Here is a 13,403-nt window from a genome sequence, read left to right on the forward strand (position 1 = left end):
GGAAAACCATCTGCTTCTACCAACAAAGCGCCCGAACCGGCTGTGATCAAAGAGGGGCAACCACCCCGATCAGAGATACGTACTCAGCCGCAGAAAAACCACATTTTCTGAAAAATCGCTGTTCGTGGCGGAGGAATCGCGCTCACGGTAACCATAACCGCCTGACAGCGCGAAATTGCGGCTGATCAGGTATTTGGCGCCGAGACCGGCACTGATGTAGTCGTCTTCGCGGCCAATGCCTTCGAAGTCATCCTGTTCGTATCCCACCCTGGCATTCAGCAACAGGTTGCGCAGCAATTCATGATCGATGCGCAGCTCGGTCCGTGTGGCAAAATAACCGGAAGCACCGGCCAGGGTCGTTTCCTCGATGTCGCGGGTCAGGCCAGCCGTCACGGTGGTCAGTCGCGTCACGTTCCAGGTGAACGTGGCGCCAGCCGTCCATCCCGTCATGCTCTTCAGCCGGGCGTCATCGTAATCCTGCTGGCGGTAGCCGGCGAAGATGTCGAGCGATGTAATACCGGTCAGATCGTATTCGGCGCCGACCACGAATGCGTAGCCATCCGAACTTCTGGCATAGCCGTTGGCATCGCGGCTGTTGTCATACTCGCGGGTATTGACCGAACCCTGCAGGTAAACCACGCGCAGCGGCGCCAGTTCATAGCCCGTGCGCAGCGACAGCTCCCCCTGGTTGCGGTCTCGGCCGCCCTGGCCGATCGTGCCGCCGCTGGAATTCTGCACGTCACTGAAGGCATAGCGTTCGCCCTTGCCGTCTAGGCGGACAGACATGCGGTTGAATACCTTCTCAATGGCGGCATTTGCAGAATAGACCGTATATTCCGTCGGCTCGGTGCCGCCCTGGTTATCCGGCGATGAGCGCGCTTCATGCCGACGCGCCACTCCGGCTCCGCCGAATAACCGCAGATCCCGCAACACATCGACGCGGCCATCCGTCAGCAGCGTGTAGTCCGTGTAATTTTCCGATTGGTGATCGGCATACCGCGCCAGGGCGGTGTCGGCATGCAGGCGCAGGGCATGATTGTTCCAGTTCGAGCGCAGATCCAGGCTGGGGCTGATCGTCGTGATGAAATCGTCCTGCCGGTTGTTCTGCGTGGCATAGATGTTGGAGTTGTAGCTCTCCTGCACAGCTAGCCCCGGATACAGCAGGAAGCCGCCCAGACGGATGCCGGCAGCATCGTAATCGGGCCGCGACCGATCCACGACCGTGGCGCCACGCGGAACCTCATCAGGTAACGGAGCCTTGGATTCTGTGGCCTGGGAGGCCGCCTGGGGTGTTGCCTGGGCGAGGCCATCTCCGGATAGCATTAGGCCTGAAGCCGCAAAGCCGAGTACCATCGCATGCAAAAGGCGATTGGCTGAAAGGAAACCGCAAGGCCGCATGAAGCTCCACCTTGGAAAATGGTCGCTTTTTTATAGCATGGCTTTGCGACGGTGCAGCATTTTCTGATGCCACAGCCAGGCGGTGGAGATCATCGTGTCGAGATCGGACAGCCGGGGCTGCCAGCCGAGCAGTTGATGGGCACGACCGGGATCGGCCAGCAAGGCCGCAGGATCACCGGGTCGGCGGGCCGCAATATTAAGTGGAATCTTTCTCCCGACTATACCCTCGGCAGTTCGAATAACTTCGCGCACCGTGGCGCCGCTGCCGCTGCCCAGATTGAAGGCGTGGGCCCCCACGGCACGCCCCAGATAACGCAGCGCAAGAACATGTGCCTCCGCCAGATCGGAGACGTGAATATAATCGCGGATGCAGGTGCCATCCCGCGTCGGATAGTCAGTGCCATAGATGGCAATTGCCGGCCGCAAGCCTGCTGCGGCATCGAGTACCAGCGGGATCAGGTGGCTTTCGATTGGATGCGCCTCGCCGATCTCGCCGGCGGGATCCGCGCCCGCGGCATTGAAATAGCGCAGCGATACCGAATGCAGGCCATAAGCCCGGGCATAATCCTGCAACGCCGTTTCGATCACCAGCTTGCTCGTGCCATAAGGATTGAGCGGCCGCCGTGGATGCTGCTCAGGAATCGGCGTCACATCAGGTTCGCCATATACAGCGGCACTGGAAGAAAACACCATCCGTTCGATGCCATTCCGTCGCATCGCCTCCAGCAGCGTCAGGCTGCCCGCCACATTGCTGGCGTAATACGGCTCCGGATCGCGCACCGATTCGCTGGATACAATCAGCCCCGCCAGATGGATGACCGCGACGGGACGGTATTTGCGCATCACCTCGTCCAGCCGCCCTGCATCGATCAGATCGCCACCCTCCAATGGGCCCCATTGCACGGCCCAGCCATGGCCCGATGACATGTTGTCGTAGACAACGGGCTGCAGCCCGGCGGTCGAGACTGCCTGGCATACATGACTGCCGATATAGCCGGCGCCGCCGGTCACCAGAATGCTTTCCGGCATCTCAGCACCGGCCGTAATTGTCGGCCAGCCGGACGATATCATCCTCACCCAGATAGGCACCTGACTGCACCTCGATCAGGTGTAGCGGCAGCTTGCCCGGATTCTCCAGCCGATGAGCGGCGCCAATGGGAATGTAGATCGATTCATTTTCACGCAACAATGTGCTCTCGCCATCGCGCTCAACCAGGGCCGTTCCGCGCACCACCACCCAGTGCTCGGCGCGATGGAAGTGCTTTTGCAGGCTTAATCGGGCGCCCGGTTTCACTGTGATGCGCTTGACCTGAAAACGGTCACCCGCATCAATCGAGGCATAGGATCCCCAGGGCCGATAGCAGGTGCGGTGCGATAGCGGTTCTGGCCTGTTGCGCAACCGCAGTTGTTCAACCACCTGAGACACCTCGTCGACCCGGTCTGCGCGCGCCACCAAGACGGCATCATCGGTCGACACAACCACCACATCCTCAAGCCCGATTACCGCCAGGAGCTTGTCCTCGCTGCGCAGGTAGCAGTTTTTGACATCACGCGCGATCACGTCGCCATTGACGATATTGCCGGCGCCGTCATCGGGCAGCACACCGCGCAGGGCCTGCCAGGAGCCAAGATCGCTCCACGCCATGCTGACCGGCACCACGGCCGCGCGATCGGTATGCTCCATGACGGCGTGATCGATCGACAGCGAAGGCGCCGCCCTGAAGGCTTCGGCATCCAGCCGGTAGAACCCCAGATCGGATTGACCGCCCGACACGGCCTGTTCACAGGCTTCCAGCATGGCAGGATGCAGGCGTCGCAATTCCTCGAGATACCGGCTGGCCCGCATCAGGAAGATCCCGCTGTTCCAGAAATAGGCCCCGCTATCGACATATGATTTAGCCGCGTTGCGATCGGGTTTCTCGATGAAGCGGTCGACGCTCCGCACGTGATCAGAGCCCTCCAGCAGCGGGCCGCCCTTGATATATCCATAACCCGGCTCCGGCCTGTCCGGCGCGATGCCGAAGGTAACCAGACAGCCTGCTTCGGCCGCCGGCAATCCGGCACGAACAGCCGTCTGCAGGCTGGCCAGATCGCCGATTGCGTGATCGGCTGGCTGCACCAGCATCAGGGCATCCGTGTCGCGATCGTTCAGAAGAAGCGCCGCTACGGCCAGGGCCGGAGCCGTGTTGCGCCCGACAGGCTCCAGAATGATCTGTTGCGGTTCCACGCCGATTGCAGTCATTTGATCATCGATCAGGAAACGATGCTCGTCGCCGCAGACCAGGATCGGCGGAGCAAAACCCAGCGCAGCCTGGTTCCGCTCCACCGTCTGCTGCAGCAAGCTGCGCTCCGATACCAGCGGCAGCAATTGCTTCGGATAAGCCGTGCGGGACAGCGGCCATAGTCGGGTGCCGGATCCGCCGGCCAGAATGACGGGATGGATCTGGAATGCGCGCTGCTCGAGAACACTGCTGCTTTCGACCACTGCATTCATTGCTGGCTCCATTCCGGCTGTCGTGAATTTCATTGAGCGACTATGCGCAGGCCGGCTGATCCGGGCCAGTGATCAAGCTGTGGCTGTGGAGATAACCGAATGGCGGCAATCGGTTCAGGCCGCCGCCGGAAGTTCGATGCGGATGCTCAATCCGCCACTGAGGCGATTGTGGGCGGAGACCGTGCCGCCCAGGGCCTCGACATTCCGATGAACGATCCACAGGCCAAGGCCGGCGTGGCTGCCAGGGCTTCCGCCCGGCGTGCTGCGCCGTCCGGTCTGGTTGGGTGAACCCGCGCGCGAAGAGAAATAGCGATCGAAAACCATATCGATCTGCTCGTGGCTTATGCCCGGCCCTTCATCATCGACATGCAGCATGACACTGCCATTCTGGCGGAAGACATACACCGACACAGTCGACCGTTCCGGCGCGAAACCAATGGCATTGTCGAGGATGTTTTCGAAGATGGTGTCGATCACGCCCCGACCGGCCAGAACACAGGCTCCTTCCTCCAGAACCCTGACAAGGCGGACATTGTGTTCGGCCAGGACCTCGCGGTAACGCAAAACGGTATCGGCGACAATTTCCGACAAGTTGACGCGAATCCGCGGTGCATCGATCAGATTTGCCGTGTTGTAATCGATGCGCTGGGTCGCATTGACCAGGGAATGCAGCCGTCGCAGCGAGGATTCGACCAGGCTGATAGCTCGGGTGGCGCGACTGTTGTCCGCGGGCACCACGCGCTTGATGGGTTCAAGCGAGGACTGGATGGTGCAGATTGGCCCCTTCAGGGAATGTGCGTTGTCTTCCGAGGCCTGTCGCATGTCATGCGCGATTCTCCGCAGGTCCCGAACAAAATGATCGAAATCGGCCGCGACACTGGTCAACTCCGGCACGACGTTGCGGGCCACGAATGTGCGCTCCGAGCCGCGCCCTTCTCTCATCTCGCGGGCGACATGCCGGAAATGATGCAGACTCCGCCACACGCTTACCGTCACCAGGATCGCCAGCAACGCGAATACGAAATAGATGGCGGCCGCCACCTGGATTTCCCTGGTCTGCCAGTAGGAGCGGCCAATCGATATGTTGAGGAATTCGGACGTCGGATGCGCCGACAGCAGGACCCAACAGCCCCAACGCGACTGGATCGGCACGACTGATGTCATGATTTCCTCGTGGCCATTCGGCTGCCGGTAACGGATATCGATCGGCGCATCCCAGGCGCAACTTTCGGAAAGCTGCTGCAGAACACCGTGTTCCGCCAGGCTGGACAGTTCGGCCCCCACCAGCTCGGGCTTCGATTCTGGCGCCGAGGCGATGTAATAGAAGCTGCCGCCAGCCGGCATCCCCACCGGCCGGAACATCAACTTCAACAGCGTCCGGTTATCCTTGAACCGCTGCAGTTCCTGATTGAGGGACTTGTGCGGAGGGCCGGATGGCTGGTCGAGGATCGGCGTCAGGGCCTGGGCAATCAGCCAGCTGCGCTGCTGGATGCCCCGCACCACGAGGTCGCGACGCTGGTTGTCGGCGCTCTCGAACTGCCCATACAAAACGACCGGCAAGGCGACAAACACCACGACCAGGCCAATCATCTTCAGGGTGAGCGATGCCGCAATGCGCCGCAGCGCATGCAAAACGTCAGCTCTGCCCGTCGACAAGCGCGCGCCAGCGATATCCGAAGGCAAGGAAATTCTCGATCTGGCTGAATTCTGCATCGATCGCCCGGAATTTGTTGCGAATGCGCTTGATCGACGACCGGACATTGGTCCGATAGCCGTCCTCGCCCGTTCCGGCTATGAAGCCTGCGTGATGCACGCAGTCATATATTGCGCGATAGGTAACGTATTCATTCAGGTGCCGCACCAGAAGGTGCACGATATTGAATTCGACGACCGTGAGATTGGCATCGACTTCTCGCCATAGCGCCCGGCTGATCTGGGGCCTCAGCATAAGATCGCCGCACACGATTACCTCTTCACGGCGATGTTCCGGCAACTTCTTGCCCGCAGCGACGATCAGGCCGATCCGCTTGGCAAGAACCGCCGCGCCGCGCGACTTATTCACAAAGTCGACCGCCCCGTTATCCAGCGCGGCGTTCTCATAGGTCGTCGACAGCATGCCGGTCAGCACGATCATAGGCACGTGAATGCCGCGCCGGCGCGATTGCCCCAGCAAATCGAGACCGGAGGTTCCGGGCAGCCGCCAGTCCAGCACCACCACATCGGCGCCGCCGCCATCTGCGAAATACCCGAACATCGCATCGCCATCGGCAAGGTCAACAACCTCGAAACCATGATCGGCCAGCTCGCCGCTCATGGCTTCGCGGTAGTCGTCGTCATCATCGACAAACACGACCCTGATGGGACGGGTACCGGCACTGACTGCATGGCTTCCACGCAGCTCATTTCCGGTTGGCCCATGACTGTAGTTCTGCCGCGCATCGGCGCTTTCCGTTGTCAGAACCGTCATCTCCAATCACCTCATAGTTCAGGCTGCGAAAAGTCTGGGTTTGCACATCGGGGTAAAGCCGCACATCCAGGATGCAGGTACCGGCATACCGAAACCGCCACAGCTTGCCCGGCCCATGCTCCCATTCCTCGCTGGGCCGTCCCAGGCGGCTGCTCAACTGTTCGCCATCGAGACCGATCAGATGCACGGGCATGTCCTGGCTGTTCACTGTTTCGCGCGGCTGCGGCATGGAAACTGCGGCAACCACACCTGTATTGCTGCGCCGTGGCTGCTTTTTCGGAGATTCAACGGATGACGGAGCGCTGGAGTTTCCGGGCCCGGGCTGCAGAGTCGCAATACCGCTGCACGCGGTAAGCGCAGCGAGGCCGACACCACACGGAAACCATATCAGGACCCTGTTCATCACTCCGCCTTTCCGCCTGGTGCCCAAACCATCGCCACACCATCGCGAAACATCGATAGGTCCACACTCGGTTTCCTGCGCCCGCGCACGGGCACAGCGTTGCCAGTCTTCTCCGGTTTCCCCCGTTGTGACGCACTGTTCGGGCGGGCGTTCAAATATGAAATTATCCGCTGAACGTTCATGAACGCGCCTGCATGGAACAAGTTCCAGCCAGGCTGTGTGCGCTTGCCTGCCAAAAGGCATGCGCTCGATTGCGGCAAATGGATATTAAAAGCGGGCAACCGGGTCCTTCAAGGGTACCGGGGCCCGATTGTGACCAGGCCACAAATTGGTCACAGCGGCCCATCCCAGCCGTTACAGAAGCAAATCCCCCAGAAGCAATCCACTGAATGGCCACGGCATAACCACACTGCATCAACGCGCCAGCCGTTATGACATTGCCACTATCCCAGCTGTTACCGGATCAGGAGATCGTCGATGCCGGACCGTCACCTCGACAAAAGCATTCTGCGTGAATACGACATCCGCGGAGTTGTTGGACAAAGCCTGCATGCCGCAGACGCCGCTGCGCTCGGCCGCGCCTTCGGCAGCATGATCCGGCGTGCCGGTGGGCGCAGTTGCGCGCTTGGCCGCGATGGCCGGCTCAGTTCGCCCCTATTGGCTAGGGCTTTTGGACGAGGCCTGAAAGCGGCCGGCATCGATGTCTATCGCATCGGCATTGGCCCCACCCCGATGCTGTATTTCGCCGAACACCATCTTTCCGCCGATGCCGCCGCCATGATAACCGGCTCGCATAATCCGGCCGACTATAATGGATTCAAACTGGTTCTGCAGGGCCGCACCATACATGGCGCCGATATTCTCGAGCTTGGCCGCATCGTTCAAGACGGCGCCTATTTCTCAGGAGCCGGCCGCACGTTGCGCCGCTCGGTTCTGGGAGCCTACACCATGCGCCTGCTCCGCGACGCAGAGCTGGCGCGGCCATTGTCGGTGGCATGGGATCCCGGCAACGGGGCTGCCTGTCCCGCAATCGAACGCATCGTGCGCGGCCTGCCTGGCCGTCACATCGTTCTCAATGGTGAAGTTGACGGAACCTTCCCCGCGCATCATCCCGATCCGACGCTGCCGGAGACCCTCGATCATCTGCGACACACTGTTCTGACCAGGGATTGTGATCTCGGTATCGCCTTTGACGGCGACGGCGATCGCCTGGGCGTGATCGACAATCGCGGCAACGTCCTGTGGGGCGACCAGTTGATGATGCTGTGGTCAGAGGACATCCTGCGTCGGCAGCCTGGCGCGACCATCATTGCAGATGTTAAGACCAGCCAATCCCTGTTCGATACCGTCGAACGGCTGGGCGGCAAGCCGGTGATGTGGCGGACAGGCCATTCGCTGATCAAGGCAAAGATGCGCGAAACTGGCGCGGCCCTGGCCGGCGAGATGAGCGGCCACATCTTCTTTGCCGATCGCTATTTCGGCTTCGACGACGCCTTATACGCCGCCATCCGGCTGCTCAACCTCGTCGCCCGCGGCAATCGTAGCCTGGCGTATCTGCATGACCGGCTGCCAAAAACCCTCGCCACGCCCGAGCTGCGCATCGACTGCGACGACACCCGAAAATTCTCCATCGTCGACGAGGTACGCCGGCGCCTGCGCATGGCCGGCGCCGACATGAATGACATCGACGGCGTCCGCGTGCGCACCGGCGATGGCTGGTGGCTGCTGCGGGCTTCGAATACACAGAATGTCCTGGTGGGACGCTGCGAAGCCTCTGACGCAGCCGGACTCGAACGCTTGAAGGCATCGCTGGCTAAACAGTTATTGGCCAGCGGACTGCCCGAACGGCAGATCCGCACTATTCTGGGCGATGGCGACGGGTCTGTCGGGCGCATGACCGCATCCTCCCGTGTCAGTGCCGTGGCGTGATCACCCCGCATGCGGAATCCGGACCCGGAATCACATTTCCGCACCGACCACCTTGCCAGCGACCTGACCGGCCGGTCGGTGCGCGGCGGGGTGGTGACCATGCTTGCGCAGATGGCAAAAATGGTCGTGCAGTTTGCCACCACGATCATTCTGGCCCGCCTGCTGCTGCCCGAGGCCTTCGGCCTCGTCGCCATGGTGGCCGTATTGCTGACCTTCCTTGAAATGTTCAAGGATCTCGGGCTGTCGGCCGCGACCGTGCAACGCCAGTCGATCAGCCATGCCGAAGTCAGCGCGCTGTTCTGGATCAATGTGGCACTGGGTACCGTGGCGGCCTTGCTTATGGTGCCGTTGGCGCCGACCCTGGCCTGGTTCTATGGCGAACCGGCCCTGCTGAAGATCACGCTCGCCTTTGGCATCGGGTTTCTGGTCAGCGGATTTTCTACACAGCATCTGGCCCTGCTGCGGCGCCAGATGCGGTTTTCCCTGCTGGCCGGCATCCAGATGGGCGCAGAGATTCTGGCCATGGCCGCCGCCGTGATTTCCGCCGTGGCGGGCGCGGGCTACTGGGCCCTGGTAATCCAGCGTCTGGTCTGGGCGATCTGCCTGTCGGCCGGCGGCTGGCTGTTCTGCGGCTGGCGACCCGGCCGCCCGGCGCCGCTGCGGCAGGTGCGCGACCTGCTCGGGTTCGGCGGCAACGTGACGGGATCCAATCTCGCCAATCTGCTGGTCCGCAATCTCGACCAGATCCTGATCGGCTGGTATTGGGGGGCCACGCAGCTTGGTTATTACGACCGCGCCTACAAGATCCTTCTGGTGCCGGTCGCCAGCCTGAATCTTCCGCTTTTCTCGGTAGCCATGCCGACCCTGAGCCGCCTGGCCGACCAGCCGGCGCGCTATCGCCGCGCCTATCTCCGTGTGGTCGAGAAACTGAATATGGCGACCATGCCGGCTGCGGCTATTCTCATCGCAGCGCCGGATCTGGTGGTACATCTGCTGTTCGGACCGCAATGGGCGGCGGCGGCGCCGATCATGGCATGGCTTGGCCTTGCCACCCTTTACCAGCCGATCCTGCAAACCTTTGGCTGGCTGCTGATGACGCAGAACCGCACGGCGGAGATGCTGCGCTGGGGCACGATCTGCTCAGCGATCACCGCCGCCGGCGTGACTGCCGGCCTGCCTTTCGGTGCAGCCGGGGTTGCCGCGGGCTTCGCCTTGAGCGGGCTGTTCATCCGCCTGCCCTGCCAGTTCTGGGTGATCGGACGGCGCGGCCCGGTCGTCGCACGCGATCTCTATGCCAGCATGCTGCCTTCGCTGCTCGCGGCATTCGCGGTGGCGGCCACAATCTGGGGGCTGCGCCACAGCAGTTTCTGGTCGCCACTGGACGGACGCCCGCTTGTCGCCCTCGCTGTGCTGACGCTGGCGGCAGCCGGCGTTAGCCTAGCCTGCTTTCTCCTGTTGCCGCAGAGCCGGCATGCGATCCGCGACATGCAGTCGCTGGCTGGTCTGGCATTCCGGCGGCGAGCTCCGGTTTGATGTATTTCGTCTGATGTATTTGGCGCGACCCCGGGGCCGTCCTACTGCGCCGCCGCAAGGCTGTCGGCATCGGATGGCCGTTGCCGCAGGATCCTCTGATACAGGGCATGATAGCGGGCGGCGACCACGTCGATATCGAAGGCAGCCTCCACTTTCGCCCTGGCCAGACGGCCAAGATCGGCACCGGCCGCCACGGCTGCCAGGCCCCAGGCGATGCCGGCCGCCAGATCGGCCGGATCGCCGGGCTGCGCCAGATACCCGTCGATGCGGTGGTCGATAATATCGTCGGGTCCGCCGCCGCCAAAGGCCACCACCGGCGTACCGCAGGCCATCGCCTCGATCAGGGTCTTGCCGAAGGCTTCCTGCAGTGATGGCATCACTGCCACATCGGCCGCGGCATAGAGCTGCGACAACCGGATATTGTCGCGGATATAGCCGACATAACGGATCTCGATTCCACAATCGGGGATGTCTCCCGGCTGCAGATCGCCGAAGACCACCAGCATCGGACGCTGGACTGTGGTATCGCGTCCAAGGATTTCCAGCGCCGCCCGCAATTCGGCAAATCCCTTGCGGATATCCGTCGTGGCATTCACCGCACCATAAACCATGATCGGGCGGCCGGCCGGCAATTGCCATGCGGCGCGGCCGGCCGCCTTGCCGACCGGCGTGAACAGGCCGGTATCAAGGCCATTCGGAATCACCTCCAGTGGATATTTCCGCATCAGCGGACTCGCCCGCACGCAATCGCCCAGCCAGCGGCTGATCGGCACCAGGTGAAGATCGAGATTGCGCCAGTGCCGCTGCTTGCTGCGCCAGATCGCGCGGCTAAGATCGTTGTCGTCGACAGATCGCAATTGCGGGCAGGCGCCGCAGGCGTCGTGGTACTTCTCGCAGCCTGCGGTGTAATGGCAGCCGCCGGTCATCGGCCACATGTCGCGCAGGGTCCAGACCACCGGAAAAGCAAACTGGGCCAGGGCCTGCACCGGCAGGAAGCCGGCCCCCACCCAATGCAGATGCACGATATCGGGGGCAAAATCGGCGGTCATCTGCGCCAGGCGGCTGGGCAGCCAGCCGATGGTCCAGAACGACTCGTCGGTCTTGCGGTAGCGCCGCAGCGGCAGATCGTCAAACCGCATGCGCAACCTGGCCGCAAGCTGCGCGACCATGCCCGGCAGGGGCCGCACCGCGTTATCGGTGCGTTTCTTCCGGCCCGCCAGCATGATGGAATCGACCCCGCGCCGCCGTAGCGCATGATGCAGCCACAGCGAGCCGCGCGCCGCGCCCGTATCCGCATCAAACGTACTGAGATGGAGAATGCGCATGCCAAACCTGTAAAAAGCACCGCCCATGGCGGCGGGAAACCGCATTACAGCAGATCACGAGCCGGCAGAGCCAGTGACCAACCGGTGACTCCGCTCCAGCAGCAGTCTTGAATATTCCCGGCTGCACGGCGCCCCAGCTTGATCACAGGCAACCAGCCGCCACCGGGTTGAAATCTGCCGCTGCCGCAGGAAGCTATGGCGGAACGTCTTCGCTAAGCAGCCAGGACAGGAGACATGCGAGCATGCGCTGGAATCCCCGCCCCTTTGTCGATCGCCTGCTGTGGATCCGCAGTTATCCGATCTATCACGAAGCGCCGCTGCGGTTTGCCACCCGGGCCATGGCCTTTACCTGGCGCGAGCAGGTCAAGGCTGCGGGCGATGTAGAATTCACCGCCTGCCGCGGCCGGCACTTCTCGTCGCCGCCCAACAATATCTCATCCTTCATTGCCGCCACCTTCGACGAGCGGGATCTCAACATCACGCGTTTCTGGAACCACGCCTTGCCCCCGGAACCGATCATCTTCGATATCGGCGCCAATATCGGTCTTTATACCGTATCGGCAGGCCGCTTTGCCGGACAGGGCGGCCTTGTCGTCGGATTCGAAGCGCATCCGGCAACCTTCCGCTATCTGGAGCGCAATGCGGCACGCCAGCCCGGAGCCCGCATCGTCGTCGAGAATCTGGCGGTTGGCGCACAATCCGGCCAGGCCAGGATCGCATTCAATGCGAGCAATCCGGGCGAGACGCATATGTCGTCAGGGGAAGAGCATGGCGACCCGGTCTTCATGGTGGCACTGGATGAATACTGCCTGCAGCATGCCATTCCACGTATCGACTATATGAAGATCGATGTCGAAGGATATGAAGCCAATGTCCTGCGCGGCGCAGAGGCGATCATTGCCGCAAGCCCCGACATCCTGATCCAGACCGAATACGAGCCACGGCACCTGGCGCGCTACGGCGACCCGGGAACGGTGGAGCGCCTGCTTCGGGGCTGGAATTTCCAGCCGCATGAAATTGCCTGGCGGAGCGGCCGCCCCAGGCCACTGAACAGCCTTGACGGCTATCGCGGAGAGATCGTCTGGTCTCGCCGCCCGCCGAGCCAGCCGGCTCCAGATCACGCATGACGGCAACAAAAAACCCGCCAAGCTTGCGCCGGCGGGTTTTGGATGTTGGTTGCGGGGAGAGGATTTGAACCTCTGACCTTCAGGTTATGAGCCGGAACCCAGCCCATATCTTACGCCAACCCGGAGACCTGTCTCCAAAAAACCCAATCACTTAGCTGCAATCCCTTGCACCGACGCCGACCGCTTTGCATTCGGCAGTGGAGCGAAATTGGAGCGTTTGCAGTATAGCAAACGGCTGTCCGGCCGCCAACCAGAGCCACGACCACCCGGAACTCAAGGATTCTATGCCATGGCGGCCCTTGGCCGGCCGGCCTTTAGGCCGATAGATTCGATCCGGCGAGCCCGGCAACATGGCCCCATGAGCACGGCCAACTTGCATCGCCAGGACAGCCTGGAAGCAGATTCCCTGCTGACCCAGAAGGACCTTGCCGCGCGATGGCGCTGCTCGCTCTCCTATATACAGAAGTGCGACCTAGCCTACTTGCCGCCCCGCTGTACTGTGCTCCCCGGCCAGATCCGGTACCGGCTCTCGGATGTCCTTTTATTCGAGGCATCTAGGGTCGATCGAACCCATCCGCTTTTCGCCCTAGCCAATGTCTCTAGGGAAGCTTCTCCGCAGCCTCGTGCCGGCCGACCGGCAAGACCGCCGGCGTCCCATCCTGGATTTCCGATTCGCCTGCCCGAGATGGCCAATCCGCGCCCCCGGCGGGGCGGGCGCAAACCGCGG

10 protein-coding genes are annotated in these 13,403 nt (G+C 62.1%); 3 read left to right on the top strand and 7 right to left on the bottom strand.

The features are described 5' to 3' along the window. Positions 1-69: 69 nt before the first annotated feature. The 6 genes from ACE3OO_RS05730 to ACE3OO_RS05755 form a co-directional block, all read right to left on the bottom strand. Positions 70-1,218, bottom strand: coding sequence for an outer membrane beta-barrel protein (locus ACE3OO_RS05730; RefSeq protein WP_374300678.1), 1,149 nt, complete (start codon positions 1,216-1,218; stop codon positions 70-72). A 210-nt stretch (positions 1,219-1,428) separates the two neighbouring features. Further along, positions 1,429-2,427: a UDP-glucose 4-epimerase GalE gene (galE, locus tag ACE3OO_RS05735; RefSeq protein ID WP_374300681.1), complete on the bottom strand. Its 999-nt coding sequence runs from the start codon at positions 2,425-2,427 to the stop codon at positions 1,429-1,431. A gap of 1 nt (position 2,428) precedes the next feature. Beyond that, on the bottom strand, positions 2,429-3,892 hold the full coding sequence (locus ACE3OO_RS05740; protein ID WP_374300684.1) for a mannose-1-phosphate guanylyltransferase/mannose-6-phosphate isomerase: 1,464 nt from the start codon (positions 3,890-3,892) through the stop codon (positions 2,429-2,431). A gap of 114 nt (positions 3,893-4,006) precedes the next feature. Next, positions 4,007-5,605 (bottom strand): sensor histidine kinase, encoded by a 1,599-nt coding sequence (locus ACE3OO_RS05745; protein WP_374304665.1) that lies wholly within the window; start codon positions 5,603-5,605, stop codon positions 4,007-4,009. Further along, on the bottom strand, positions 5,529-6,359 hold the full coding sequence (locus ACE3OO_RS05750; RefSeq protein ID WP_374300687.1) for a response regulator transcription factor: 831 nt from the start codon (positions 6,357-6,359) through the stop codon (positions 5,529-5,531). Before ACE3OO_RS05750 ends, ACE3OO_RS05745 begins: the two co-directional genes overlap by 77 nt. Continuing rightward, positions 6,292-6,588 carry a hypothetical protein gene (locus ACE3OO_RS05755; protein ID WP_374300689.1) on the bottom strand — a complete coding sequence of 99 codons (297 nt, stop codon included), beginning with the start codon at positions 6,586-6,588 and terminating at the stop codon, positions 6,292-6,294. Before ACE3OO_RS05755 ends, ACE3OO_RS05750 begins: the two co-directional genes overlap by 68 nt. A gap of 651 nt (positions 6,589-7,239) precedes the next feature. On the opposite strand from ACE3OO_RS05755, the gene pgmG reads away from it, so the two are divergent. Further along, positions 7,240-8,691 (top strand): phosphoglucomutase/phosphomannomutase PgmG, encoded by a 1,452-nt coding sequence (pgmG, locus tag ACE3OO_RS05760; protein WP_374300691.1) that lies wholly within the window; start codon positions 7,240-7,242, stop codon positions 8,689-8,691. Positions 8,692-8,700: 9 nt separating this feature from the next. After that, on the top strand, positions 8,701-10,224 hold the full coding sequence (locus ACE3OO_RS05765) for a lipopolysaccharide biosynthesis protein (protein WP_374300694.1): 1,524 nt from the start codon (positions 8,701-8,703) through the stop codon (positions 10,222-10,224). A gap of 41 nt (positions 10,225-10,265) precedes the next feature. Here ACE3OO_RS05765 and ACE3OO_RS05770 read toward each other — a convergent pair whose 3' ends face one another. Next, positions 10,266-11,549, bottom strand: a complete 1,284-nt coding sequence (locus tag ACE3OO_RS05770) for a glycosyltransferase family 4 protein (RefSeq protein WP_374300696.1) — start codon at positions 11,547-11,549, stop codon at positions 10,266-10,268. A gap of 242 nt (positions 11,550-11,791) precedes the next feature. Here ACE3OO_RS05770 and ACE3OO_RS05775 point away from each other — a divergent pair, with 242 nt between their 5' ends. Beyond that, complete coding sequence (locus tag ACE3OO_RS05775) at positions 11,792-12,676, top strand: FkbM family methyltransferase (protein WP_374300698.1); 885 nt, start codon at positions 11,792-11,794, stop codon at positions 12,674-12,676. The last annotated feature ends 727 nt before the right edge of the window (positions 12,677-13,403 follow it).

The sequence above is a fragment of the Ferrovibrio sp. genome (genome assembly GCF_041906005.1).
GTDB lineage: Bacteria > Pseudomonadota > Alphaproteobacteria > Ferrovibrionales > Ferrovibrionaceae > Ferrovibrio.